Annotated in this window: 21 protein-coding genes; 13 read left to right on the top strand and 8 right to left on the bottom strand. The window is 71.5% G+C overall.

Features of this window, described 5'->3' with window-relative positions; genetic code table 11:
• Window positions 1-116 precede the first annotated feature (116 nt).
• From ACZ3IJ_RS33680 to ACZ3IJ_RS33670, 3 genes are read left to right on the top strand one after another with little or no spacing between them, the layout of a single operon-like run.
• Entirely contained in the window at window positions 117-1268 is a 1152-nt protein-coding gene (locus ACZ3IJ_RS33680) for a Gfo/Idh/MocA family protein (protein ID WP_467474635.1), read from the top strand.
• Entirely contained in the window at window positions 1265-2416 is a 1152-nt protein-coding gene (locus tag ACZ3IJ_RS33675; protein ID WP_467474633.1) for a dihydrodipicolinate synthase family protein, read from the top strand. Before ACZ3IJ_RS33680 ends, ACZ3IJ_RS33675 begins: the two co-directional genes overlap by 4 nt.
• Window positions 2413-3225: a sugar phosphate isomerase/epimerase family protein gene (locus ACZ3IJ_RS33670; RefSeq protein WP_467474631.1), complete on the top strand. Its 813-nt coding sequence runs from the start codon at window positions 2413-2415 to the stop codon at window positions 3223-3225. The genes ACZ3IJ_RS33675 and ACZ3IJ_RS33670 overlap by 4 nt, the downstream gene beginning before the upstream one ends.
• 220 nt (window positions 3226-3445) lie before the next feature.
• Here the strand turns inward: ACZ3IJ_RS33670 and ACZ3IJ_RS33665 are convergent, their stop codons facing one another.
• The 3 genes from ACZ3IJ_RS33665 to ACZ3IJ_RS33655 all read right to left on the bottom strand — a co-directional run bounded on the left by ACZ3IJ_RS33665 (window position 3446) and on the right by ACZ3IJ_RS33655 (window position 6051).
• Complete coding sequence (locus ACZ3IJ_RS33665; RefSeq protein ID WP_467474629.1) at window positions 3446-4912, bottom strand: membrane-associated oxidoreductase; 1467 nt, start codon at window positions 4910-4912, stop codon at window positions 3446-3448.
• Window positions 4913-5006: 94 nt separating this feature from the next.
• Entirely contained in the window at window positions 5007-5240 is a 234-nt protein-coding gene (locus ACZ3IJ_RS33660) for a DUF397 domain-containing protein (protein ID WP_467474627.1), read from the bottom strand.
• On the bottom strand, window positions 5227-6051 hold the full coding sequence (locus tag ACZ3IJ_RS33655) for a helix-turn-helix domain-containing protein (RefSeq protein WP_467474625.1): 825 nt from the start codon (window positions 6049-6051) through the stop codon (window positions 5227-5229). Before ACZ3IJ_RS33655 ends, ACZ3IJ_RS33660 begins: the two co-directional genes overlap by 14 nt.
• Window positions 6052-6166: 115 nt before the next feature.
• Between ACZ3IJ_RS33655 and ACZ3IJ_RS33650 the strand changes: the two genes are divergently transcribed.
• From ACZ3IJ_RS33650 to ACZ3IJ_RS33635, 4 genes are all read left to right on the top strand, one after another.
• Complete coding sequence (locus ACZ3IJ_RS33650; RefSeq protein WP_467474623.1) at window positions 6167-6436, top strand: hypothetical protein; 270 nt, start codon at window positions 6167-6169, stop codon at window positions 6434-6436.
• Window positions 6433-6717: a hypothetical protein gene (locus ACZ3IJ_RS33645; protein WP_467474621.1), complete on the top strand. Its 285-nt coding sequence runs from the start codon at window positions 6433-6435 to the stop codon at window positions 6715-6717. Before ACZ3IJ_RS33650 ends, ACZ3IJ_RS33645 begins: the two co-directional genes overlap by 4 nt.
• A 63-nt stretch (window positions 6718-6780) precedes the next feature.
• Window positions 6781-9000, top strand: a complete 2220-nt coding sequence (gene recD2, locus ACZ3IJ_RS33640; RefSeq protein ID WP_467474619.1) for an SF1B family DNA helicase RecD2 — start codon at window positions 6781-6783, stop codon at window positions 8998-9000.
• Between the two features lie 179 nt (window positions 9001-9179).
• Window positions 9180-10469, top strand: a complete 1290-nt coding sequence (locus ACZ3IJ_RS33635; protein ID WP_352190558.1) for a citrate synthase — start codon at window positions 9180-9182, stop codon at window positions 10467-10469.
• A gap of 443 nt (window positions 10470-10912) precedes the next feature.
• Here ACZ3IJ_RS33635 and ACZ3IJ_RS33630 read toward each other — a convergent pair whose 3' ends face one another.
• Both ACZ3IJ_RS33630 and ACZ3IJ_RS33625 read right to left on the bottom strand, forming a co-directional pair.
• Window positions 10913-13138 (bottom strand): heavy metal translocating P-type ATPase, encoded by a 2226-nt coding sequence (locus ACZ3IJ_RS33630; protein WP_467474617.1) that lies wholly within the window; start codon window positions 13136-13138, stop codon window positions 10913-10915.
• A gap of 115 nt (window positions 13139-13253) precedes the next feature.
• Window positions 13254-13487: a heavy-metal-associated domain-containing protein gene (locus ACZ3IJ_RS33625; protein WP_467474615.1), complete on the bottom strand. Its 234-nt coding sequence runs from the start codon at window positions 13485-13487 to the stop codon at window positions 13254-13256.
• A gap of 145 nt (window positions 13488-13632) precedes the next feature.
• Between ACZ3IJ_RS33625 and ACZ3IJ_RS33620 the strand changes: the two genes are divergently transcribed.
• Window positions 13633-14856, top strand: coding sequence for a cation:proton antiporter (locus ACZ3IJ_RS33620; protein ID WP_467474613.1), 1224 nt, complete (start codon window positions 13633-13635; stop codon window positions 14854-14856).
• On the opposite strand, the gene ACZ3IJ_RS33615 is transcribed toward ACZ3IJ_RS33620, so the two are convergent.
• Window positions 14834-15547, bottom strand: a complete 714-nt coding sequence (locus ACZ3IJ_RS33615; RefSeq protein ID WP_467474611.1) for a TetR/AcrR family transcriptional regulator — start codon at window positions 15545-15547, stop codon at window positions 14834-14836. The two genes, ACZ3IJ_RS33620 and ACZ3IJ_RS33615, sit on opposite strands and share 23 nt — an antisense overlap.
• 163 nt (window positions 15548-15710) lie before the next feature.
• On the opposite strand from ACZ3IJ_RS33615, the gene ACZ3IJ_RS33610 reads away from it, so the two are divergent.
• Window positions 15711-18077, top strand: coding sequence for an MMPL family transporter (locus ACZ3IJ_RS33610; RefSeq protein WP_467474609.1), 2367 nt, complete (start codon window positions 15711-15713; stop codon window positions 18075-18077).
• A gap of 81 nt (window positions 18078-18158) precedes the next feature.
• Here the strand turns inward: ACZ3IJ_RS33610 and ACZ3IJ_RS33605 are convergent, their stop codons facing one another.
• Together ACZ3IJ_RS33605 and ACZ3IJ_RS33600 are read right to left on the bottom strand one after the other, a co-directional pair.
• Complete coding sequence (locus ACZ3IJ_RS33605; RefSeq protein ID WP_467474607.1) at window positions 18159-18356, bottom strand: helix-turn-helix transcriptional regulator; 198 nt, start codon at window positions 18354-18356, stop codon at window positions 18159-18161.
• 246 nt (window positions 18357-18602) lie between these two features.
• Window positions 18603-19511: a sugar phosphate isomerase/epimerase family protein gene (locus ACZ3IJ_RS33600; protein WP_467474605.1), complete on the bottom strand. Its 909-nt coding sequence runs from the start codon at window positions 19509-19511 to the stop codon at window positions 18603-18605.
• 158 nt (window positions 19512-19669) lie between these two features.
• On the opposite strand from ACZ3IJ_RS33600, the gene iolC reads away from it, so the two are divergent.
• The 4 genes from iolC (at window position 19670) to iolD (ending at window position 24574) form a co-directional block, all read left to right on the top strand.
• Window positions 19670-20617, top strand: coding sequence for a 5-dehydro-2-deoxygluconokinase (gene iolC / locus ACZ3IJ_RS33595; RefSeq protein WP_467474714.1), 948 nt, complete (start codon window positions 19670-19672; stop codon window positions 20615-20617).
• A 344-nt stretch (window positions 20618-20961) separates the two neighbouring features.
• Window positions 20962-21906: a Cgl0159 family (beta/alpha)8-fold protein gene (locus tag ACZ3IJ_RS33590; RefSeq protein ID WP_467474603.1), complete on the top strand. Its 945-nt coding sequence runs from the start codon at window positions 20962-20964 to the stop codon at window positions 21904-21906.
• Window positions 21903-22709 carry a 5-deoxy-glucuronate isomerase gene (iolB, locus tag ACZ3IJ_RS33585; RefSeq protein ID WP_467474601.1) on the top strand — a complete coding sequence of 269 codons (807 nt, stop codon included), beginning with the start codon at window positions 21903-21905 and terminating at the stop codon, window positions 22707-22709. Before ACZ3IJ_RS33590 ends, iolB begins: the two co-directional genes overlap by 4 nt.
• The gene (iolD, locus tag ACZ3IJ_RS33580; RefSeq protein ID WP_467474599.1) at window positions 22706-24574 is read left to right on the top strand and encodes a 3D-(3,5/4)-trihydroxycyclohexane-1,2-dione acylhydrolase (decyclizing); all 1869 of its coding nucleotides are present in this window, start codon (window positions 22706-22708) and stop codon (window positions 24572-24574) included. Before iolB ends, iolD begins: the two co-directional genes overlap by 4 nt.
• Window positions 24575-24582 lie beyond the last annotated feature (8 nt).

The following is a 24582-nucleotide window of genomic DNA, read 5'->3' as shown; positions in this document are numbered from 1 at the left end:
TGCGGCACCGGGTGAGGAGGGCGGACCCCTTGTCCGGTGTGTTGTCGGCAGGCTAGCGTCTCCGTTCGTAGAAAGCGCTTTCTGTTTGGGAGTACGCACGTGATGGAGGCACCTTCGTGACACGCAGGACAGTCCGTATCGCCATGAACGGCGTCACCGGGCGCATGGGCTACCGCCAGCACCTCGTCCGCTCCATCCTCGCCCTGCGCGAGCAGGGCGGGCTCGACCTCGGCAACGGCGAGACCCTCTGGCCCGAGCCCGTCCTCGTCGGCCGCCGCGAGCACGCCCTGCGCGCGCTCGCCGAACGGCACGGTCTCACCGAGTGGTCCACCGACCTCGACGCCGTCCTCGCCGACGAGACGGTGGAGATCTACTTCGACGCCCAGGTCACCTCCGCCCGCGTCGAGGCGATCCGCAAGGCCGTCGCCGCCGGGAAGCACGTCTACACCGAGAAGCCGACCGCGGGAGACCTGGCCGGCGCCCTCGAACTCGCCCGGTTCGCCACGGAGCAGGGCGTCAAGCACGGCGTCGTCCAGGACAAGATCTTCCTGCCGGGCCTGCTCAAGCTGAAGCGCCTCATCGACGGCGGCTTCTTCGGCCGGATCCTGTCCGTGCGCGGGGAGTTCGGCTACTGGGTCTTCGAAGGCGACTGGCAGGACGCCCAGCGCCCGAGCTGGAACTACCGCGCCGAGGACGGCGGCGGCATCGTCGTCGACATGTTCCCGCACTGGGAGTACGTGCTCCACGAGCTGTTCGGCCGGGTCACGGCCGTCACCGCGCACGTCGCCACGCACGTACCGGAGCGGTGGGACGAACACGGGAAGCCGTACGCCGCGACCGCCGACGACGCCGCGTACGGCATCTTCCAGCTGGAGGGCGGGGCCGTCGCCCAGATCAACTCCTCCTGGACGGTCCGCGTCAACCGCGACGAGCTCGTCGAGTTCCAGGTCGACGGCACCCACGGCTCCGCCGTCGCCGGGCTGCGCGACTGCCGCGTCCAGCACCGCTCGGCCACCCCCAAGCCCGTCTGGAACCCGGACATCCCGGCGACCGAGCCCTTCCGCGACCAGTGGCAGGAGGTCCCGGACAACGCCGTCTTCGACAACGGCTTCAAGGCCCAGTGGGAGCTCTTCCTGCGCCACGTCGCCCTCGACGAGACGTACCACTGGGACCTGCTCGCGGGCGCGCGCGGCGTCCAGCTCGCCGAGCTGGGACTGCGGTCCTCGGCCGAGGGCAGGCGCCTGGAGGTCCCGGAGGTGTCGCTGTGATCCGCCTCCCCGACGGCACGGGCGGAGTACGGGAGTACAGCCCGCGCCCGGCCCGCACCCCGGCCACCGTGGGCGGCGCGCCGACCTCCCGTACGGTCTTCTCGGCCGCCCACGTCGTCGCCGACCCGTACGCCGACACCACCCCCGACGGGCCGGCCGCCGTCGACTGGGACGCCACGCTCGCCTTCCGCCGCCACCTCTGGGCGCAGGGCCTCGGAGTCGCGGAGGCGATGGACACCGCGCAGCGCGGGATGGGCCTCGACTGGGCGGGCGCGGCGGAGCTGATCCGCCGCTCGGGGGCGGAGGCGAGGGCGGTGGGGGGCCGGATCGCGTGCGGAGTGGGCACGGACCAAATCACCGGAGCCGAAGACCTCGTGTCCGTCCGCAAGGCGTACGAGGAGCAGCTCGCCCTCGTCGAGGAGACCGGCGCCCAGCCGGTCCTGATGGCCTCGCGCGCCCTCGCGGCCGCCGCGGAGGGCCCGGAGGACTACCTCGACACGTACGGCCATCTCCTGCGCCAGGCGAGCGAACCGGTGATCCTGCACTGGCTCGGCCCGATGTTCGACCCGGCGCTCGACGGCTACTGGGGTTCGGCCGACCTCGACACCGCGACCGACACCTTCCTGGAGGTCATCGCGGCCCACCCGGACAAGGTCGACGGCATCAAGGTCTCCCTCCTCGACGCCCAGCGCGAGATCGACCTGCGCCGCCGGCTCCCGCAGGGAGTGCGCTGCTACACCGGTGACGACTTCCACTACCCGGAGCTGATCGCGGGCGACGAACAGGGGTTCAGCCATGCCCTGCTCGGCATCTTCGACCCGCTGGGCCCGCTGGCGGCGGAGGGGGTGAGGATCCTGGACACGGGCGACGTGGACGGCTTCCGGGCGCTGCTCGACCCCACCGTGGAGCTCTCCCGCCACCTCTTCGAGGCACCGACCCGCTTCTACAAGACGGGGGTCGTGTTCCTCGCCTGGCTGGCGGGTCACCAGGACCACTTCACGATGGTCGGCGGCATGCAGTCCGCCCGTTCGCTGCCGCACCTGGCCCGGGCGTACGAACTGGCCGACGGGCTCGGCCTGTTCCCCGACCCGGAGCTGGCGGAGTCCCGGATGAGGTCGCTGCTGACGGTGTACGGAGTGGGCCGATGACGGCCGGATCGCTGGCCCGCTTCAGCATCAACCAGATGACGGTACGGCAGCTCTCGCTGCCGGAGCTGGTCGAGCAGTGCGTACGCCTCTCCGTTCCGGGCGTGGGCCTGTGGCGGGAACCGGTCGCGGAGTACGGCCTGGAGGCGGCCGCCGAGCTGGTACGCGACGCGGGCCTGACGGTCACGTCGCTGTGCCGGGGCGGCTTCTTCACGACGGCGGACTCGCTGGACGACAACCGCGCGGCGATCGACGAGGCGGCGGCCCTGGGCACGGACACCCTGGTCCTGGTCTCGGGCGGCCTCGCCCCCGGCAGCCGCGACCTGTCGGCGGCCCGCGCCCGGATCACGGACGCGATCGCCGAACTCGCCCCGTACGCGGGCGATCGCGGGGTCCGGCTGGCGATCGAACCCCTCCACCCGATGTACGCGTCGGACCGCTGCGCGATCTCCACCCTGGACCAGGCCCTGGCGATCGCCGAACGGTTCCCGGCCTCGCAGGTGGGCGTGGTGGTGGACACGTACCACGTCTGGTGGGACGACCGAGCCCCGGCAGCGGTCGCCCGCGCGGGCGCCGCGTCCCGCATCCACGCCTTCCAACTGGCGGACTGGACGACCCCCTTGCCGGCGGGCGTCCTCAACGGCAGAGGCCCGCTGGGCGACGGGGCGATCGACCTGGGGGCCTGGTGCGCCCTGGTGGAGGAGGCGGGCTACCGGGGCCCGATCGAGGTGGAACTCTTCAACGACGAGCTCTGGTCGAGAGACGGCGTGGAGGTCCTGGAGGAGACGGTGGAGAGGTTCTTGGAGGTCTGAGGGCGGGGGCCGGGGCGATCGGCCGCCGGTGCCGTCGGGTGGCAGGTGGCCGGATGGAGCCGGCCGCGCCCAGCTCCTGCGTTACGCCGTTCCGGAGCGGGTCGTCACTCATGCGGGAAGTCACGTTTCCCGACGCTCGGCACGCGGGGACGGACCTTGCGGACTCGGGCTCCTGGGCGGGAAGCGGCCAGGGTCCCGGCGAGCCTCCGCTGGACGGGGATCATTGGCGGCTGACCGCGCGGGTCACGCCCGTGACGATCGCCGTCGCCAGGATCCAGCCGGTGATGATCAGGGCGTACGACAGCCACTGGTGCCAGCCGTCAGGGGCGAACGCCGACTCCTGGCCGAAGGTGACGACCGGCAGCAGCAGGTCGAGAGTGTAGAAGACGGGGTTGAACTCGGGGGCCTCGTCCGCTTTGAGGGGACGTGGGTGGTCCATGCCGTACGCGACGGATCCGACGGCCATGAAGGACAGCAGCCAGACTGCCGCGCGCAACGGGCGGAAGCCGTATCCGACGGTCGCGTCCTGGACGTATCCCCACAGGCGCCCGTACCAGGCGAGTGTGGCGCGTCGACGTCGCTGCTTGGCGAGTTGGACGAGTCGGGCTGCGTCGTCGTCACCGGCGTGGCGGTAGCTCGCCGTCAACTGCTCGTAGCCGTACGGCTCGTACCGGCCGTCCTCCCGCTCCAGCATCGGGATGCGGCGCGGTGCGGGCTCGTGCGGGGTGAGCACGGTGTACGTGAGATTGCCGAGATATACCTGATCCGGCAGCATCTCCGGTTCAAGAGTCAGGATCTCTATCTGGGAGCGCCTCAGATTCAGGGCACCCTCGATGCGGTCGCCCCCACGCAGCCAGAGCTCACCGATGACACAACTGCTCGCCCGTAGCGCCGTGTCGCCGGGATGCGACAGGTGGGCGTGGAGCAGGTCCAGACGGCCCGGTATGCGCGCACCCCGGAGGTCGATCCGGCCCTGCGCACGGATGCACCGCGCCCGTACGTGGGCGCCCACGGTGAGGTTCTGTGCGTCCAGCGCGATGCCGTCGGGCTTGGCGAACTCGGCGTCCTGAACGTTGATCCGCCCGGCGACCGTGGCGCCGGTGAGACGTACCTGCCCGTGTGCGCGCATCTCCGGCGCCCACAGGTCGTCGCCGATCGCCACCTGGTTGAGCTGCAGCACCGGCTCGGAGTCGTCGAGTGCCGTGAACTCCGCCCGTTCCATGAACAGCGCCCCGGATATCTGAGCGCCGCTGAGCCGTACCGGCCCCCGCATGCGGCAGTCCGTCATCCGCAGCACCCCCTCGACCCGCACGGTCGCCGCGGTCAGGCCCGGCAGGACGGACGTGCTCAGGTTGAGCTGGCGCAGCTGGGCGCCGTACAGGTCGGGAGCGTCGTCGAACCGGCAGTGGCTCAGCCGGATGGCGGCGTCGATCGTGGCGTACTTCAGGTCCAGTACGCCAGTGATGCGCGCCCCCGTGATCTTCAGCGCGGCGATCTCACCCTCGCACTGCGGAGACGTGAGCAGCAGTCTCCGCAGCACGCTCGCCCGTACGGTTCGCTCGGCGCCCCAGGTGGCGCCAAGCGCCGGATTCTCGTTCTCGGCGGCGCGAAAGTCCACGGATTCTCCGCGCGGAAAGGCCCGCCAGACACGTGACTCGGCCGGCGTCAGATCGTCTGTCTCGCTCACGCCGGGACTCTACGTGCTGCGTTCGAGGCGTCAACTGCCTTACGGGCACGTCACGCTGTCCGAGGTCCTCGATACCCGCTCGGCCCTCGCCGAGTCAGCCGCGACGGCAGTCGAAGCAGCCGTGCTTGACCGCCATGACGAAGGAGGACCAGCCGTCCGCCGAGAAGACCAGGGCCGGGCCCGTGGCGGCCTTGCTGTCGCGGACGGGTACGCCGGCGTGGCCATGGGCGACCTCGACGCATTCGCCTTGGCCGCCGCCGCTGTAGCTCGACTTGTACCACCCGGTGAGGGAGGACGAGTCGCCGACGGTGCGCTCACTGCTGACCATGTGCGTGTTCCTCTGCTGCTGCCCTGACCAGGGCCAGTGACTCCTGTTGCGACAGTGCATCGCTCAGCGCAAGAGCGTAGGCCGTGCGACTGCTGTTCACCAGGGACGGATCGTCCATCAGGTTGCCCGTGAGGAAGCCTTCCACGTACGCGACCGGGGCGGAGTCCTCGAAGCTCATGAGAGTGAGCAGGCTCTCCATGAGCGCGTGTGCCCCGGCGCTGTTCGGCAGTACGTGCAGCCGGATCCGTCCGGCCTCGGCCAAGTCGGCGATCTTGTGCAGCTGTTCCGCCATGACCTGCCGTCCCCCGACCACGCGTCGCAGCACGGCCTCGTCGAGCAGTGTCCAGATGACGGGGTTCAACGGTCCGTCGAGCAGCCGGGAACGCTTTGTGTGGATGACGACGGCCTCGTCAAGTTCCTCCGCTGTGTGATTCGGCCGGTACGCCTGGAACAGAGCGCGAGCGTAGTCAGGTGTCTGGAACACGCCGGGAACCAGCGACAGCGCGAACTGTTCGATCAGCGTGGCCTGCTTTTCCAGCTCGGCCGCCGAAGCGAAGTGGTCCGCGTACTTCGACTCCAGGTCCTCCAGCCATCGCGCGAAGAACCCGTCCGTCCCGAGCGCCCGGTCGATCCGCCGCGCGTCGTCCGGCTTGGGGAGCCTTCTACCCGCCTCGAAGTGGCTGATCAGCGTGGGCGAGCACACGACCAGATCGCCGAGTGCCTCCTGTGTGAGTCCGGCCGCCACCCGACGCAGCCTCAGCTCCTCCCCGTACTTCTCACGCGGTGTGCGCGGCTTACGGCGCTGCTCCATGCGACCAACTCCCCAACCTGACGGGTGTGCTGTCAAGCCTCCGGTACTGGAATCGTAGCCGCGCCCCACCCCAGGCTGTGAGGAGTTCGATACACAGCGCGACGAAAGAAGGCTGATGGTGAAGGATCTCCTCACCCGGCTCGTCAGCCGGTTCCGGCTCCGGCGCCGGACCGCCGACCCGGGGTCGTACGTCCACCCGTACTCCTGTCCCTACATCGGTGGGCCGACCCGCCACCGGTCCGGTGAGCGGCCGTTGCGCGGCGAGGACAGTCCGCTGGTCCGCCCGTACCTGCCGGCGCACGAAAGGCGACAGAAGCGGCGGCGCGTGCTGTTGATCGCCGCGCACGGGCTGGCGATCCGCCCCGGCGTGGAGGTGGCCGCGTGACCGGCGGGGCGCGGTTGCTGCCCTGGACGGGGGAGGGAGGCAAACCGTGCTACCTCGCGAGCGATGGCGACGGCTACGTCTCGCGTCTCGCGGACGGCATCGAGAGTGTCCAGCTCGGTATGGCGGGCGACCTGCTCGGCCATGCCGACGAGTTGCTCGCCGATCGGCGAGCGAGCGGCGGCGAGTTGCGCTATCTCGCCCACCGGCTCGCCGAGTCGCTGCGGGACGTCAAGCGGGTCGCGGAGAGCCGGGGCGCACGGCTCGGGAAGGCGAGGGCCTGAGCGTTTCCACAGATACGTCGGATCAGCGGTCCGGGTGTCCGAGGCCTTCGCTACCGTCGGGGCATGTCCAACCAGGGTCAGGGTCAGGCGGTCGTCGAAGGGGTGCTGGAGCGGATCACCTATGCCAACGAGGAGAGCGGGTACACGGTCGCCCGGGTCGACACCGGGCGCGGTGGCGGCGATCTCCTCACGGTCGTCGGGGCGCTGCTCGGGGCTCAGCCGGGTGAGTCGCTGCGGATGCAGGGGCGTTGGGGCTCCCATCCGCAGTACGGCAAGCAGTTCACGGTCGAGAACTACACGACCGTGCTGCCCGCCACCGTCCAGGGCATACGCCGCTACCTCGGCTCCGGGCTGGTCAAGGGCATCGGGCCCGTCTTCGCCGACCGCATCACCCAGCACTTCGGCGTGGACACCCTCGACATCCTGGAGGCCGCTCCGGCCCGGCTGATCGAGGTGCCGGGGCTCGGGCCCAAGCGGACGAAGAACATCACCGCCGCCTGGGAGGAGCAGAAGGCGATCAAGGAGGTGATGGTCTTCCTCCAGGGCGTGGGCGTCTCCACTTCCATCGCCGTGCGCATCTACAAGAAGTACGGGGACGCCTCCATCTCCGTCGTGCGGAACCAGCCCTACCGGCTGGCCGCCGACGTCTGGGGCATCGGCTTCCTCACCGCCGACAAGATCGCCCAGTCGGTCGGCATCCCGCACGACAGCCCGGACCGGGTCAAAGCGGGGCTGCAGTACGCCCTGTCCCAGTCCACCGACCAGGGGCACTGCTTCCTGCCCGAGGAGCAGCTCATCCGCGAGGCCGTGAAGCTGCTCCAGGTCGACACGGGGCTCGTCATCGAGTGCCTCGCCGAGCTGGCGGAGGATCCGGAGGGTGTGGTGCGGGAGACCGTGCCCGGGCCCGAGGGGCTGCCCGTCACCGCGGTGTATCTCATCCCGTTCCACCGCGCCGAGCTGTCCCTCGCCGCGCAGACGAAGCGCCTGCTGCACGCCCCCGAGGACCGGATGGCGGCCTTCCGGGACGTCGCCTGGGACAAGGCCCTCGCCTGGCTCGCCGACCGTACCGGCGCCTCCCTCGCGCCCGAGCAGGAGGAGGCGGTGCGGCTCGCCCTGACCCGTAAGGTCGCCGTCCTCACCGGCGGCCCGGGGTGCGGGAAGTCGTTCACCGTCCGCTCGATCGTGGAGCTGGCCCGGGCCAAGCGGGCCAGGGTCGTCCTCGCCGCGCCCACCGGCCGCGCCGCCAAGCGCCTCGCCGAGCTGACCGGTACCGACGCGTCGACCGTCCACCGGCTCCTGGAGCTCAAGCCGGGCGGGGACGCGGCCTACGACCGGGACCGCCCGCTCGACGCCGACCTGGTCGTCGTGGACGAGGCGTCCATGCTCGACCTGCTCCTCGCCAACAAGCTGGTGAAGGCCGTGGCACCCGGTGCCCACCTCCTCCTCGTGGGTGACGTGGACCAGCTGCCCTCGGTCGGCGCGGGGGAGGTGCTCGGCGATCTGCTGGCCCCCGGCAGCCCGGTGCCGGCCGTCCGGCTGACCCGGATCTTCCGCCAGGCCCAGCAGTCCGGGGTCGTCACCAACGCCCACCGCATCAACGCCGGTCTGCCACCCGTCACCACCGGTCTGCCGGACTTCTTCCTCTTCGCGGAGGACGAGACGGAGGACGCCGCCCGGGTCGCCGTCGAGGTCGCGGCGCGGCGGATTCCCGCCAAGTTCGGGCTCGACCCCCGCCGGGACGTCCAGGTCCTGGCGCCCATGCACCGCGGCCCCGCCGGAGCCGGCGCGCTCAACGGGCTGCTCCAGCAGGCGATCACCCCGGCCCGCCCCGACCTCCCCGAGAAGCGGTTCGGCGGCCGGGTCTTCCGCGTCGGCGACAAGGTCACCCAGATCCGCAACAACTACGAGAAGGGCGCCAACGGCGTCTTCAACGGCACCGTCGGCGTCGTGACCTCGCTCGACACCGTCGAGCAGCGGCTGACCGTGCGCACCGACGAGGACGAGGAGGTCGGCTACGACTTCGACGAGCTGGACGAGCTGGCCCACGCGTACGCCGTCACGATCCACCGTTCGCAGGGCAGCGAGTATCCGGCCGTCGTGATCCCCGTCACCAACTCCGCCTGGATGATGCTCCAGCGGAACCTGCTCTACACGGCCGTCACCCGGGCGAAGAAGCTGGTGGTCCTGGTCGGTTCGCGGAAGGCGATCGCGCAGGCCGTTCGCACGGTTTCCGCAGGCAGACGGTTCACCGCCCTGGCCCACCGGCTCTCGGCAGCCGTGTGAAAGACCACCCCGGACTTCCCCGAACGGGGCGAAGGGGGCAAGATGAGCAGGTTGGCGGCACTGAGTGCCGCCAAATGGCCCAATGGTCGACCCCGAGTGCACTCTCCTGAGCCAAATGGGGGATGGTAGAGACAGTCAGGGCACCTCGAAGAAGAGGCACTACGTCGGTGAGGGATGACGTGAGCGACAACTCTGTAGTACTGCGGTACGCGGACGGTGAATACACCTACCCGGTGGTCGAGAGCACCGTCGGCGACAAGGGCTTCGACATCGGGAAGCTCCGAGCCCAGACCGGTCTGGTCACCCTGGACAGCGGATACGGCAACACCGCCGCCTATAAATCCGCCATCACCTACCTCGACGGCGAGCAGGGCATTCTGCGGTACCGCGGCTACCCCATCGAGCAGCTGGCGGAGCGCTCCACCTTCCTCGAGGTGGCGTACCTGCTGATCAACGGTGAGCTTCCCAAGGTCGACGAGCTCGCGACCTTCAAGAACGAGATCACCCAGCACACGCTGCTGCACGAGGACGTCAAGCGCTTCTTCGACGGCTTCCCCCGGGACGCCCACCCGATGGCGATGCTCTCCTCGGTGGTCTCCGCGCTGTCCACCTTCTACCAGGACAGCCACAACCCGTTCGACGAGAAGCAGCGTCACCTCTCCACGATCCGGCTGCTCGCCAAGCTGCCGACGATCGCGGCGTACGCGTACAAGAAGTCGATCGGCCACCCCTTCGTCTACCCGCGCAACGACCTCGGGTACGTCGAGAACTTCCTGCGCATGACCTTCTCGGTCCCGGCCCAGGAGTACGAGCTCGACCCGGTCGTGGTCTCGGCGCTCGACAAGCTGCTGATCCTGCACGCGGACCACGAGCAGAACTGTTCGACGTCCACGGTCCGTCTGGTGGGTTCGAGCCAGGCGAACATGTTCGCGTCGATCTCCGCCGGCATCTCGGCCCTGTGGGGCCCGCTGCACGGTGGCGCCAACCAGTCGGTCCTGGAGATGCTGGAAGGCATCCAGGCCAACGGCGGCGATGTCGACTCCTTCATCAACAAGGTGAAGAACAAGGAGGACGGCGTCCGCCTGATGGGCTTCGGCCACCGGGTGTACAAGTCCTTCGACCCGCGCGCCAAGATCATCAAGGCCGCGGCGCACGACGTGCTCTCCGCGCTCGGCAAGTCCGACGAGCTGCTGGACATCGCGCTCAAGCTGGAGGAGCACGCGCTCTCCGACGACTACTTCGTCTCGCGCAACCTCTACCCGAACGTGGACTTCTACACGGGCCTCATCTACCGCGCGATGGGCTTCCCGACCGAGATGTTCACCGTGCTCTTCGCGCTCGGCCGTCTCCCGGGCTGGATCGCCCAGTGGCACGAGATGATCAAGGAGCCGGGTTCCCGCATCGGCCGCCCGCGCCAGATCTACACGGGTGAGGTCCTGCGCGACTTCGTCCCGGTCGAGGGCCGCTGACACGCTTCCTCGTCGCGCGGCGCCCGGCGCCGCGCCGATGAGGCGCTCGACGAGCGCGCTCCACGAGGCGCCGCACGAGGCGCTGAACGAAAAGCGCCCCGCTTCCGATCCCCCCACGGGTCGGCGAGCGGGGCGCTTTCCATATCCCCGGTGCGGATTCCCCCCACGGGATCCGGGCCGGGCGTCTGCCGGGTTCAGCAGAAGCTAGGCGGGTCTACGCGGTCTGCCGGGGTACGTACGTACGGGAGGGCCGCTCAAAGCTCCCCGGTGCACGTGCCCCGGCCAACGCTTGCCTGAGACGTCCCCCAAGACATCTCATGAACGTCCCCCAAGACGTTCTTGGCATCGCCCACTTAGACTCGCGAACGGCCCGAATGGTTACCCCTAAATATCTGTGATCTAGGTCTCTTTGTGAAGGTCCTGTGCGTCACGTGTAGGTGAATTCACGTGAACCTCCGAAGTCGCAGGCTGTTTGTCACGACAAATACGGACGAAAATGCCATGGCCAAACCGGCGATCATCGGGTTCAGCAACCCGAACGCGGCCAGCGGCAGGGCCGCCACGTTGTAACCGAACGCCCACGCGAGGTTCCCCTTGATCGTCGCCAGGGTCCGGCGCGCGAGCCGGATGGCGTCCGCCGCCACCCGCAGGTCGCCCCGGACCAGCGTCAGATCGCTCGCCTCGATCGCCGCGTCCGTGCCGGTGCCCATGGCCAGACCCAGGTCGGCCGTGGCCAGCGCGGCGGCGTCGTTCACCCCGTCGCCGACCATCGCGACGACCCGGCCCTCCCTCTGGAGGCGCCGCACGACGTCGACCTTCTCCTGCGGCAGCACCTCGGCGAAGACCTGGTCCGCCTCGATGCCCACCTCCGCCGCCACCGTCTCGGCGACCGCCCGTCCGTCCCCGGTCAGCAGGACCGGCCTCAGGCCGAGGGCGCGCAGCCGGGCGACCGCCTCCGCGCTGGTCTCCTTCACGGCGTCGGCGACCGTCAGCGCCCCGCGCGCCCGGCCGTCCCAGGCGACCTGCACGGCGCCTGGCTCCGGCACCCCGGGGATCTCGATCCCCTCCGCCTCCAGGAGCGCCGCGCGGCCGACCAGGAGCGTGCGGCCGTCGACCGTGCCGCGCACCCCGAGGCCGGGCACGCTCTCGAAGGACGCCGGTACGGGCAGCTCGCCCACGGGCACGCCGAGCCGCTCGGCGGCGCCCGCCGCGACGCCCCGGGCGACCGGGTGCTCGGAGGCGTGCTCCAGGGCGCCCGCGAGGCGCAGCAGCTCGGTCTCGTCCACGCCGTCGTACGCGTACACCTTCCGCAGCCGCATCCGGCCGGTGGTGATCGTCCCGGTCTTGTCGAGGACGACGGTGTCGACGCCGTGGGTGGACTCCAGGACCTCGGGGCCCTTGATCAGGATGCCGAGCTGGGCGCCGCGGCCGGTGCCGACCATGAGCGCGGTCGGGGTCGCGAGGCCGAGGGCGCAGGGGCAGGCGATGATCAGTACGGCGACGGCCGCGGTGAACGCGCCCGTGGTGTCCTGGACCACGAACAGCCAGGTCAGCAGTGTGCCGAGGGCGATGTAGAGCACGACGGGGACGAAGACGGCGGAGATCCGGTCGGCGAGGCGCTGCACCTCGGCCTTGCCGTTCTGGGCGTCCTCGACCAGCTGGGCCATCCGGGCGAGCTGGGTGTCGGCGCCGACCCGGGTCGCCCGGACGACGAGGCGTCCCGAGGTGTTGAGGCAGCCGCCGGTCACCGGGTCGCCGGACGTCACGTCGACCGGTGCGGACTCGCCGGTGAGCAGGGAGGCGTCGACGGCGGAGGCGCCCTCGGCGACCGTCCCGTCGGTGGCGATCTTCTCGCCGGGCCGTACGACGAAGAGCTCGCCGGCGCGCAGGGCGTCCACCGGGATCCGCACCTCCGCACCGTCCCTCAGCACGGCCACGTCCTTCGCCCCGAGCGCCATCAGGGCGCGCAGCGCGGAGCCCGCCTTCCGCTTGGCCCGGGCCTCCAGGTAGCGGCCGAGCAGGATGAAGGTGACGACGCCGGCGGCGACCTCCAGGTAGATCGTGGAGGCGGCGTCGGCGCCGCCGGTGGTGAGGTCGAAGCCGTGGCGCATGCCGGTCATGCCCGCATCGCCGAGGAACAGGGCCCACAGCGACCAGCCGAAGGCGGCCAGCGTCCCGATCGACACCAGGGTGTCCATGGTCGCGGCGCCGTGCCGCAGGTTGGTCCAGGCGGCGCGGTGGAAGGGCAGCCCGCCCCAGACGACGACCGGTGCGGCGAGGGTGAGGGAGAGCCACTGCCAGTTGTCGAACTGGAGGGCGGGGACCATGGCGAGCAGGACGACCGGCGCGGCGAGCACCGCCGAGACGGTCAGCCGGGTGCGGAGCGAGTCGAGCTCGGGATCGGCCTCGCGTGCCGTCTCCGAGGGCTCCGGGGCGGGAGGAGCGGGCTCCTCCGCGGTGTAGCCGGTCCTGACGACCGTCGCGATCAGATCGGCGACCCCCGTCCCCGCCGGGTGCTCGATCCTCGCCTTCTCCGTCGCGTAGTTGACGGTCGCGGTGACGCCATCCATCCGGTTGAGCTTCTTCTCGACACGGGCGGCGCAGGAGGCGCAGGTCATCCCGCCGATGACGAGCTCGGTCGTGGCGGTGGGCGCGGTGCTCGATGTCATGTGTGCCGTTCCAGAAGCAGAGCGGGGCCGTACCTGGTAACGGTACGACCCCGTCCGTGTGTGCCGGAGGTGTATGCCCGAGCCTCGGCCCCGGGCAGGGGACCCCGCGGGTGTCTCAGGCCCGGCCGACGAGCTCGTAGCCCGCCTCGTCGACGGCGGCGCGGACGGCCTCCTCGTCGAGCGGGGCCTGGGAGACCACGGTGACCTGGCCGGTGGAGGCCACGGCCTTGACGGAGGAGACCCCGGCGATCTCGGAGATCTCGCTGGAGACCGCGCCCTCGCAGTGCCCGCAGGTCATTCCCTTGACCTGGTACACGGTGGTGAGTTCGGTCGACGTCTCGGCGGTCATGACGGTCTCCTCTTCGAGGGCGTGCAGGTACAGGGTCGTACTGAAGCACAGTCTATACCCCTAGGGGGTATGAATCCAGTCATGCGCCGGCGCCCTGTCGGGCCTGTGCCCCTGGTGGTGGTGCGAGCCATGGTAGATACCGGACATGTCGCATTCCGGCGCCACACTGATCCTGATCATGGCGATCGCCGTCCTGGCACCGCTGCTGGCCTACGCGGTGGGGCGCCGGCTGCCCGTTCCGCTCGTCATCTTCGAGATCCTGCTCGGCATCCTCGTCGGCCCCGACGTCCTCGGCTGGGCGCACACGGGCCCGCTGATCGACGGCCTCTCGGAGCTCGGGCTCGCGATGCTGATCTTCCTCGCGGGGTACGAGATCGAGTTCGGCAGAGTGCGGGGCGACACCCTCAGGCGCTCGGTGGGGGCGTGGCTGGTCGCCCTGGCGCTCGGGCTCGTCGCCGGGGCGCTGCTGGGCGACGGATTCCACAACGGAGTCTTCATCGGGGTGGCCCTGACCAGCACGGCACTCGGTACCGTCCTGCCGGTGCTGCGGGACTCCGGTGATCTGCACGGCCGGTTCGGCACGGTGGTGATGGCCTTCGGCGCGGTGGGGGAGTTCGGGCCCGTCATCGCGATGACGCTCCTTCTGAGCGGCCGCAGCGCGGCCCAGTCCACGGTGCTCCTCGCGGTCTTCGCCGTCCTGACGGCGGCGGCCGTCCTCTGGGCGCTGAGGCCGAGGCCGCCCTGGTTCTCCCGGGTCATCGCCAAGACCATGCACACCAGCGGCCAGTTCGCGGTCCGCTTCGTGTTCCTGCTGCTCGCGCTGATGCTGGGCGCCTCGCAGGCCCTCGGTCTCGACGTCCTGCTCGGCGCGTTCGCCGCCGGGCTGATCACCCGGCTCGTCCTGACCGGCGCTGCGCCCGAGTCGGGGCCCGCGATCCTGGAGAAGGTCGAGGCGGTCGGCTTCGGCTTCCTCGTCCCGGTCTTCTTCGTCGTCACCGGCATCGAGTTCGACCTGGACTCGCTGCTCGACGGCGGCCGCACGCTGCTCCTGCTGCCGGTCTTCCTGCTGCTGTTCGTGGTGGTGCGGGGCGGGCCGGTCTGGTTCCTCGCCCCGGGCGACCTGGTGCGCAGGGACCGGAGCGCGCTGGTGCTCTACCAGTCCACGGCCCTGCCGCTCGTCGTCGCGATCACCACCATCGGGGTCGACGACAAGGCGCTGTCGGCGGGCGAGGCGGCGGCGCTCGTGGGGGCGGGGATGCTCTCCGTCCTCGTCTTCCCGATCCTCGCGATGAAGATCCGGGCGAAGGGGGCGGGCGCGGGGCGCGGGGCCGGGGTCGGGGAGTCCGTCAGCGGGGCGGAGTCGTGGTGAGCGCGCCGCCGGCGCCGCTGCCGGCGGTGGCCGGGGTCTGGGCCGTTGCCGGGGAGTCTCCGATGAGCGGGCCGAGGTAGCGCAGCAGGAGGGTCTTCAGCTCGGCGATCGCCGCGTCGCGTGCCGGCCCTTCGTCGGCGGCGAGGATGAGCGTGAGGCCGCCCTTGACGACGGCGAAGGTCATCTCGGCCTTGAGGGTGCGGTCCTCGGCTGTGTGGTCGGGCAGGTGGTGCTCGAACAGGCTCTGGACCGAGGTCAGGAGCGAGGCGTGCAGGGCGTCGTGCTCCTCGGCGATCCGGCCCGGGATCTCGGAGCCGTGCATCAGGGCGAGGAAGACCGGGTTCTTGCAGTTGAACTCGATCATCGGGTCGAGCACCGCGTCCACGAGCTCGGGCAGCGGCAGGGCGAGGTTGGCCGGGGTGAACGCCTGGCCGTGCATCTCGCGCATCTGGTGCAGCAGGCGGCCGCCGAGCTCGACGGCGATCGCCTCCTTGTTGGGGAAGTACTGGTAGAGCGTTCCGGGGGAGACGCTGGCCTCGCGGGCGATCGCGTTGGTGCTGGCGGCCGTGTAGCCGTTCGTGCAGAAGACGCTGGCCGCCGCCTGGAGCAGCTGCGCGATGCGGCGCTCGCCGCGGGCCTGTCGACGGCGCGGCTTCTGTTCGGCCGAACTCTCGGACCTCTCCTCGGACATGACTGTCCCCAGCTCTCTCAGCATGTTTGACAAACACGAGAGTTCGCTCGCATTCTTGTGAAACGCGAGCGATGACTCGTGTTTGCCAGTCTATGGCAATGGGCGACCCATGCGACCTGCCGGGAAGCGAGCGCATGGGTCATGGTGAAGGGGACACCGCGTCATGGCCGAAGTCAAGAATTCAGGGCCCGCACCGGGCGGGGGGTGGACCCGGTTCGTGACGGCCAGGCCACGCCTGTCCCTGCTGGTCGCACTGGTGATCACCGCGCTCGCCGTGTTCGCCGGCAGCGGTGTCGCCGACCGGATGGGGAGCGGCGGCTTCGAGGTCCCGGGCGCCGAGTCCACGTACGCGACCGAGGTTCTGGAGCGGGAGTTCCCCGCCTCCCAGCCCAACCTGCTCCTGCTGGTGAGCGCGCGGGAGGGCGCGGTCGACGATCCCGGCGTGGCCGCAGAGGCGCGGCGCCTCGCCGAGCGGCTCGACGCCGAGCAGGGGGTCGGCGGCATCGGCTCCTACTGGGGGACCGGCTCCCCGGCCCTGCGCTCCGAGGACGGCCGGCAGGCTGTGATCGTCGCCAGAGTAGAGGGCGACGAGAAGGCCGCCGGCGAGATCCTGGAGCGGATCGCCCCGGACTTCCGGGGCGCCCACGGACCCGTCGACGTCTCGATCGGCGGTCAGCTGGCCGTGCAGCACGAGATGCAGTCGACCGTGGAGGAGGACCTCCTGCGCGCCGAGCTGATCGCCCTGCCGGTGACGCTCGTCCTGCTCGTGATGGTCTTCGGAAGCGCGGTCGCGGCCATGCTGCCACTGGGCATCGGCATCGTGGCCATCCTGGGGACGAACGCGGTACTGCGGGGACTCACCGAGCTCACCGACGTCTCGGTCTTCGCGCAGAACCTGACGACGGCCCTCGGGCTCGGACTCGCCATCGACTACGCCCTGTTCGTGGTCCGCAGGTTCCGCGAGGAGCTCGGCCGGGGCGCCGACACCCGGACCGCCGTCGCCACGACCCTGCGGACGGCCGGGCGGACGGTGCTCTTCTCCGCCCTGACCGTGGCGGCCTCGCTCTCCGCGATGCTCGTCTTCCCGCAGTACTTCCTGCGCTCCTTCGCCTACGCGGGCATCGCCGTGGTGCTGCTCGCCGCGGCCGCAGCGCTGACCCTGCTGCCCGCCGCCCTGATGCTGCTCGGGGAGCGGGTCAACGCGCTGGACCTGCGCCGTCTGTTCAAGCGCCGGAGCCGAGCCGCCGAAGGCGCCGAGCCGGGCCGCGCCCGGCCGGGTGCCGCCGAGCCGGCCGGCGCCCGGTCGAGCCGCTCCGCGGAGGCGGAAGCCAAGGAGCCGGGGGCCGGCTGGGCGCGGACGGCGGCGCTCGTGATGCGGCGCGCACCGGTCTTCGCCGTCCTCACCACAGCGGGTCTGGTCCTGCTCGGACTCCCCTTCCTCGGTGCGAAGTTCGGCACGGTCGACGACCGGCAGCTCCCCACCACCGCCGAGTCCCGGGTGGTCCAGGACGAGCTGCGCGACGGATTCCCCGGCAGCCCGGGCGGCGGGCTCACGGTCCTCGCGGAGGGCGGTGCGACCCCCGCCGAGTACGCCGGGTACCGCGAGCGGACAGCGGCCCTCGACGGGGTCGTGCGGGTGGACGGGCCGGTGGCCTCGGGCGCCGACGCCGGAGCCCCCGCGTACTTCACGGTGATCCCGGAGGGCGAGGGCGTCGGCGAGACGGCCCAGCGCGTGGTGGGTGAACTGCGCGCCGCGGAGGCTCCGTTCGACACGTCCGTCACCGGGTCGGCCGCCCTCCTGGTCGACTCCAAGGACGCCATCGGCGACCGGCTCCCCTGGGCGGGGGCGATCATCGTGGTCGTCACCCTGCTCCTGGTCTTCCTGCTGACCGGCAGCGTGCTGATACCGATCCAGGCCGTCGTTCTCAACGGGCTCAGCCTGACCGCCATGTTCGGCGCGGTGGTCTGGGTCTTCCAGGAAGGCCACCTCTCCGGGTTCCTCGGCTTCACCCCGACCGGGGACATCGAGACGACCCTGCCCGTGCTGATGTTCTGCGTCGCCTTCGGCCTCTCGATGGACTACGGCGTGTTCCTGATATCCCGGATCAAGGAGGAGTACGACGCGACGGGCGACCACGACCACGCGGTCCGGTTCGGCCTGCGCCGTACGGGCGGCCTGATCACCGCCGCCGCCGTCATCCTCGCCGTCGTCATGGTGGCCATCGGCACCTCGCGGGTGACCAACACCAAGATGCTGGGCCTGGGCGTCGCGCTCGCCGTGCTGATGGACGCGATGGTGGTCCGCAGCCTGCTCGTACCGGCCGTGATGAAGCTGACCGGCCGCCTCACCTGGTGGGCCCCGGGCCCGCTGCGCCGCTTCCACGACCGGTTCGGGGTCAGCGAGGGAGGGGACGCGGCGAAGGCGCCGGAGCGGGTGGAAGCCCCTGAGCGGTCCGAGGAGCACGGTCGGGCGGAAGCGTCGGAACGGGCCGACGAGGACACCCGGGACAAGGAGTCCGTCGGCCGGTAGGGGCGGACGCCCGGATCGCCCCGGGCAGCCCGAGGGCCCCGCACCGGCTGTGTGGGTGCGGGGCCCTCGGGCGGCAGGAGGTCAGTCCCTGCGGACCCTGTTGCCGGGGCGGTTCGCCACCCAGGCGTGGATCGTGTCCGCGTACCAGTACGGCTTGCCCGACTCGACGTGGTCGGGCGCCGGCAGGAGGCCGTGCTTCCGGTAGGACCGGACGGTGTCCGGCTGCACCTTGATGTGTGCGGCGATGTCCTTGTAGGACCAGAGCCTTCTGTCCGTCATGCGGGGCACCTCCCTGCGCGCCTCGCAGCGGCGGCGGGGGTGCCGTTCGGGGGAGCTGCGGGGCCAGCGCTGGCGATCACTGAGCCTGTGCCCCTTGCAACGACCCCTTCCAACGGGAAGGGAGGGGCTGTCGACCGGCTGTGACGTAAAGCCCGCGTAATGGAGAGATCTGTGACGACAAGGGGACGGACGTGACGTAAGTGACGCATGGTCACAACGGCGCGTCGAACGGCCTTCTCGTGGCCTCTATGCTCCGCAGGAGCGCAGGAAGCGACGTGTGCGGACCGCGATCGGGTACGGCCTGTCCGGCTCGCACGGATACATGTCCTGCTCGACGATGGCGAAGAGCTCCACGTCCAGGGCCTGCGCCGCCGCGAGGACCGGCTCCAGCGCCGGCACCCCGGCGGGCGGCTCGCACATCACCCCTCGCGCCACGGCCGGACCGAAGGGCACCTCGTCGGCGACGACCCCGGCGAGGATCTCCGGATCGACCTGCTTGAGGTGGAGGTAGCCGATGCGTTCGCCGTACGTCTCGATCAGCTTGACGCTGTCGCCCCCGCAGTACGCGTAGTGCCCGGTGTCCAGGCAGAGCGAGACCAGCTCCGGATCGGTCGCGTCCAGGAGGCGGGCCACGTTCTCCTCGCTGTCGACATGGGTGTCCGCGTGCGGATGGACGACGATCCGCAGCCCGTAGCGGTCCCGGACCTCGCGGCCGAGGCGCTCCGTCAGACCGGTCAGATCGCGCCACTGTTCCGCGGTGAGCGTGCGGTCCTCCAGGACCTCGCCCGTCTTGTCGTCCCGCCAGAAGGAGGGGATGACGACGAGGTGCTCCGCGCCCATCGCCTGCGCCAGCGCCGCGTTGTCGGCGACATGGGCCCAGGTCTTCTCCCAGACCGCCGGACCGTGGTGCAGCCCGGTGAAGACCGTGCCCGCCGAGACCCGCAGTCCCCTGCGGCCCGTCTCCTCGGCCAGGACGGCGGGATCGGTGGGCAGATAGCCGTACGGTCCGAGCTCGATCCACGCGTAGCCGGCGTCGGCGACCTCGTCGAGGAAGCGCTGCCAGGGAACCTGCCGGGGATCGTCGGGGAACCAGACGCCCCAGGAGTCGGGGGCGGAGCCGATACGGATACGGGACAGCGGCGACGGCTTCGTCATGAGAGCCACCTTGACCGGGCCCGGAACGACGCGTCAAGACGCTCGTCCGAATGTAAGGACATAGCGTTGACAGGGTTCGGGGCGGACGGCTAGACCTGGGTGCGGGGCCGAGGCGAGAGGTGGCGCGCGTGGATGCGGAGCCGTACGAGCTGATCACGATGGGGCGCATCGGCGTGGACCTCTACCCCCTCCAGGTGGGCGTCCCGCTCGCCCGGGTGGAGACCTTCGGGAAGTTCCTCGGCGGCTCGCCCGCGAACGTGGCGGTCGCGGCGGCCCGGCTCGGGCGGCGCACGGCGCTGGTGAGCCGTACCGGAGCGGACCCGTTCGGGGAGTACCTCCACGAGGAGCTGGCCGCGTTCGGGGTCGACGACCGCTGGGTGACGGCGGTGGAGGCGTATCCGACTCCGGTCACCTTCTGCGAGATCTTCCCGCCCGACGACTTCCCGATCCACTTCTACCGCCGCCCCCGGGCGCCCGACCTGGAGATCCACCCGGCGGAACTGGATCTCGGGGCGGTCCGGGCGGCTCGGGCGTTCTGGGTGACCGGGACGGGGCTGAGCGCAGAGCCCAGCCGCACGGCGACGCTGGGCGCGCTGCGCGAGCGGGGCGGCGCGGAGCTGACCGTGCTCGACCTGGACTGGCGCCCGGTGCTCTGGACCGACCCGGACGAGGCCGGGCCGCTCTACCGGGAGGCGCTGCGATCGGCCACGGTCGCGGTCGGCAACCTGGACGAGTGCGAGGTCGCGACGGGGGAGCGCGAGCCGTACGCGGCGGCCCGCGCGCTGCTCGCCGCCGGCGTCCGGCTCGCGGTCGTCAAGCAGGGCCCGAAGGGGGTCCTCGCGATGACCTCGGACGGGGAGAGCGCGGAGGTCGCGCCGCTGCCGGTCGAGGTGGTCAACGGCCTCGGCGCGGGCGACGCGTTCGGCGGGGCGCTGTGCGACGGGCTGCTCGCCGGCTGGGACCTGGACCGCACCCTCCGCCGGGCCAACGCGGCCGGCGCCATCGTGGCGGGGCGCCTCGCCTGCTCCCCGGCGATGCCCCGCGCCGACGAGATCGACCGCGCCCTGGCCGCCGGCACCGGCACGCTCCCGGAGCGCACCCCGTGACCGCCCGCCCGGCCGACAGCTGGCGCACGCGAGCCGCCCACCGCCGGGCGAGCGGCCCGAAGAGCCCCTCCACGTCCCCCACTTCGGACCCTCAGAGCCCCATGCCGGCCCCACCGCCACCGCCACCGCCGGCGAGCGGCCGGACCGGCGCCGACTCGACCTCCCCGACCCCCGAGCGCGCTCCCGCGCCCGCCCAACCCGCTCCCGGGCGGGCGCCCGCGCCCGTGGCGCGTGCCCCGCACGGAACTTCGCACGAGACGCCCACCGCCACCGACCCCCTCCGTCAGGTCGCGCACCCCGCGCCGCCTCGGCGGCTGGCTCGGGCCGCGCAGGCCGTGCGGGGCGTGAGCGGGGCCGACGGAGTCGAGCCCGTCGACGTCGAGCGGCTCGTGTCACTGCGGGCCCGGCGGCCCGAGGCCGTGGCGGAGGCAGCCGAGGCGCGGCGGAGGCGGGCGTGGTTCGAGGGCCGCGAACGGCTGCTGATCGTCGCCGCCGACCACCCCGCCCGCGGTGCGCTCGGCGTCGGGGCGCGGCCGTACGCGATGGCCGACCGTGCCGACCTCCTCGCCCGGCTCCGGCTCGCGCTCTCGCGGCCCGGCGTCGACGGGGTCCTCGCCTCCGCCGACATCCTCGACGACCTCCTCCTGCTCGGCGCCCTGGACGACCGCCTGGCCATCGGGTCGATGAACCGCGGCGGTCTCGCCGGGGCCTCCTTCGAGCTCGACGACCGGTTCACCGGCCACCGGCCCCAGGACCTCGCCCGGCTCGGCTTCGACGCCGGCAAGCTGCTCCTGCGGATCGACCCCGACGACCCCGGCTCGCTCTCCACCCTCCACACCGCCGCCCGCGCCGTCGACGAGATGGCCGCCCTGCGGCTCCCCGTCTTCGTCGAACCGTTCCTCTGCCACCGCGACCGCGACGGCAGGCTGCACAACGACCTCTCCGCCGAGGCCGTCGTCACCTCCCTCGCCGTCGCCTCCGGCCTCGGCGGCACCTCCGCCTACACCTGGCTCAAGGTCCCGGTCACCGACCACCCCGACGACATGGCCCGCGTCCTGGAGACCACCACCCTTCCCACCGTCCTGCTCGGCGGAGACCCCGGCCCGGGCCCGGACGCCCAGGACGTCGCGTACGCGCGATGGCGCGACGCGCTGCGCCTGCCCACCGTCCGGGGCCTGGTCGTCGGCCGCACCCTCCTCTATCCCGCGGACGGCGATGTGGCCGGAGCCGTCGATACCGCTGCGCGGCTGGTGGGGGAAGCGGTAGGAAGGAGTACGCACCACCCATGAACGATCTCCATCTGCCCGCCGGGAGCGCCTCCCACGGGTCGTACGCGCTCCACGTCGACCCCGACCGGGCCGGCTGGGCGCACTCCGCACTGCGCGTCCTCGAGCTCGGCCCGGGAGCCACCCATCTCCTGGACACCGGGGACAGCGAGTGGATCGTGCTTCCGCTCTCCGGCGGCTGTACGGTGCACGTCGACGGCCGGAGGCTTCAACTCCAGGGCCGCGAGAGCGTGTTCGGCGGAGTGTCCGACTTCGCGTACGTGCCCCGCGACGCCCGGGTCCAGATCGCCTCCGGTGCGGGAGGCCGCTTCGCTTTGGCAGGAGCGAAGTGCGAGCGACGACTCCCCGCTCGCTACGGCCCCGCGCCGGAGGTACCCGTCGAGGCCCGCGGCACCGGCAACCGGGCACGGAGCGTACGGAACTTCGCCGCCGCAGGCGTCTTCGAGGCGGACCGCCTCATCGCCGTCGAGGTGATCACCCCCGGCGGGAACTGGTCCTCCTACCCGCCCCACAAGCACGACGAGCACCGCCCGGGCGCCGAGTCCGAGCTGGAGGAGATCTACTACTTCGAGATCGCCGGCGGCGGGGTCGGCTACCAGCGGATCTCCCCCTCCCGTCCCGGCGGCGCCGACCTCCTCGCCGAGGTCCGCACCGGTGACGCCGTCCTCGTGCCCGACGGCTGGCACGGCCCGTCGATCGCGCAGCCGGAGCACGACATGTACTACCTGAACGTGATGGCGGGACCAGGACCGGAGCGGGAGTGGAAGATCTGCTTCCATCCCGACCACTCGGAGGGGTACACGTGAGCACTCTGACCGTCGCGCAGGCGCTGGTACGGTTCCTCGCCGCGCAGCACACCGAACGCGACGGTGTACGAAGGCGGTTGATCGCCGCGACCTGGGGCATCTTCGGGCACGGGAACGTCGCCGGGATCGGCCAGGCGCTCGTGGAGTACGCCGACGCGATGCCGTACCACCAGGGGCGCAACGAACAGGCCATGGTGCACGCGGCCGTCGGCTACGCCCGCCAGTCGAACCGGCTCTCCGCGCACGCCGTGACCACCTCCATCGGCCCCGGCGCCACCAACCTCGTCACCGGTGCCGCGCTCGCCACGATCAACCGCCTCCCGGTGCTGCTGCTTCCCGGCGACAGCTTCGCCACCCGCCCCGCCGACCCGGTCCTCCAGCAGCTGGAAGTCCCGTACGCGGGCGATGTGTCCGTCAACGACTGTCTGCGGCCGGTCTCCGCGTACTTCGACCGTGTCACCCGCCCCGAGGCGCTGATCCCCGCCGCTCTCGCCGCCGTGCGGGTCCTCACCGACCCCGTCCAGACCGGGGCGGTGACGCTCGCCCTGCCGCAGGACGTCCAGGCGGAGGCGTACGACTGGCCGGAGGAGTTCTTCGCCGAGCGGGTCTGGCGCGTGCGCCGCCCGGTGCCGGACGACGCCGAACTGGAGGCGGCGGTCGAGGCGATCGGCCGGGCTGCCCGTCCGCTGATCGTCGCGGGTGGCGGGGTCAAGTACAGCGGCGCCGAGGAGGCGCTCGGCACCTTCGCCTCCCTGACCGGGATCCCGGTCGCCTCCACCCAGGCGGGCAAGGGCGCCCTGCGTCACGACCACCCGCAGGACGTCGGCGCCGTCGGCCACACCGGCACCGCCGTCGCCGACCACCTGGCGCGCACGGCCGACGTGGTGATCGGGGTCGGCACCCGCTGGACCGACTTCACCACCGCCTCCGGGACCCTGTTCGCCCACCCGGACGTACGGTTCGTGAACCTCAACATCGCCGCCTTCGACTCGCACAAGCTGGCCGCGCTGCCGCTGGTCGCGGACGCCCGCGAAGGCATCGAGGCGCTCCACGCGCTGCTCGACCCGCACCATGTCACGGAGCACTACGCGCGCGAGTACACGGAGGACAAGCACCGCTGGGAGGCCCGCGTCACCGCCGCCTGCACCCCGGCCGACGAGGCCGCCCGGCCCACCCAGCCGCAGGTCCTCGGCGCACTCGACACCCTGGTCACCGGGGACGACATCCTGATCAACGCCGCCGGCTCGCTTCCCGGGGAGCTCCACAAGCTCTGGCGGGCCCGCTCCGCCGACCAGTACCACGTCGAATACGGCTACTCCTGCATGGGATACGAGATCCCGGCGGCGATCGGAGTGGCCCTCGCCGCGCCCGGGCGGCCGGTCTGGGCGCTCGTCGGCGACGGTACGTACCTGATGAACCCCACCGAAATCGTCACCGCCGTGCAGGAAGGGCTGCCCATCAAGGTGGTGATCCTGCAGAACCACGGGTACGCCTCCATCGGAGGGCTGTCCGAGGCCGTGGGCGGTGAGCGGTACGGCACCGCGTACCGCTTCCGCGCGCCGGACGGCACCTTCACCGGGGACCCGCTCCCCGTCGACCTGGCCGCCAACGCGGCCTCGCTCGGGATGCGGGTGCTCACTGCACGTACCGCACGTGACCTGCGAGAAGCCCTCGCCGACGCGCGGGCGTCGACCGTTCCCACATGTGTCTATGTCGAGACCGAAACGGCAGACACAGTGTCGGGCGCGCCCCCCGCCGAGGCGTGGTGGGATGTGCCCGTGGCCGAGACCTCGACCCGCGCGTCGGCGGTCAAGGCCCGGGAGGAGTACGACCGGCACGTCACCGCCCGACGCCGCCATCTCTGAAGGAGCAT

The sequence above is a fragment of the Streptomyces sp. NPDC013317 genome, assembly GCF_055563155.1.
Note: the sequence above shows the minus strand (reverse complement) of the source record. Positions and strands in the feature narration are given on the sequence as shown.

What these genes read in the sequence shown, in the direction of transcription:
- ACZ3IJ_RS33630 (WP_467474617.1), bottom strand. Translation starts at nt 13,138, where the DNA reads ATGACATCGAGCACCGCGCCCACCGCCACGACCGAGCTCGTCATCGGC.
- iolC (WP_467474714.1), top strand. Translation starts at nt 19,670, where the DNA reads ATGGGGCGCATCGGCGTGGACCTCTACCCCCTCCAGGTGGGCGTCCCG.
- iolB (WP_467474601.1), top strand. Translation starts at nt 21,903, where the DNA reads ATGAACGATCTCCATCTGCCCGCCGGGAGCGCCTCCCACGGGTCGTAC.
- ACZ3IJ_RS33655 (WP_467474625.1), bottom strand. Translation starts at nt 6,051, where the DNA reads ATGGAGCAGCGCCGTAAGCCGCGCACACCGCGTGAGAAGTACGGGGAG.
- ACZ3IJ_RS33660 (WP_467474627.1), bottom strand. Translation starts at nt 5,240, where the DNA reads ATGGTCAGCAGTGAGCGCACCGTCGGCGACTCGTCCTCCCTCACCGGG.
- ACZ3IJ_RS33625 (WP_467474615.1), bottom strand. Translation starts at nt 13,487, where the DNA reads ATGACCGCCGAGACGTCGACCGAACTCACCACCGTGTACCAGGTCAAG.
- ACZ3IJ_RS33615 (WP_467474611.1), bottom strand. Translation starts at nt 15,547, where the DNA reads ATGTCCGAGGAGAGGTCCGAGAGTTCGGCCGAACAGAAGCCGCGCCGT.
- ACZ3IJ_RS33605 (WP_467474607.1), bottom strand. Translation starts at nt 18,356, where the DNA reads ATGACGGACAGAAGGCTCTGGTCCTACAAGGACATCGCCGCACACATC.
- ACZ3IJ_RS33650 (WP_467474623.1), top strand. Translation starts at nt 6,167, where the DNA reads ATGGTGAAGGATCTCCTCACCCGGCTCGTCAGCCGGTTCCGGCTCCGG.
- ACZ3IJ_RS33670 (WP_467474631.1), top strand. Translation starts at nt 2,413, where the DNA reads ATGACGGCCGGATCGCTGGCCCGCTTCAGCATCAACCAGATGACGGTA.
- ACZ3IJ_RS33620 (WP_467474613.1), top strand. Translation starts at nt 13,633, where the DNA reads ATGTCGCATTCCGGCGCCACACTGATCCTGATCATGGCGATCGCCGTC.
- recD2 (WP_467474619.1), top strand. Translation starts at nt 6,781, where the DNA reads ATGTCCAACCAGGGTCAGGGTCAGGCGGTCGTCGAAGGGGTGCTGGAG.
- ACZ3IJ_RS33610 (WP_467474609.1), top strand. Translation starts at nt 15,711, where the DNA reads ATGGCCGAAGTCAAGAATTCAGGGCCCGCACCGGGCGGGGGGTGGACC.
- ACZ3IJ_RS33600 (WP_467474605.1), bottom strand. Translation starts at nt 19,511, where the DNA reads ATGACGAAGCCGTCGCCGCTGTCCCGTATCCGTATCGGCTCCGCCCCC.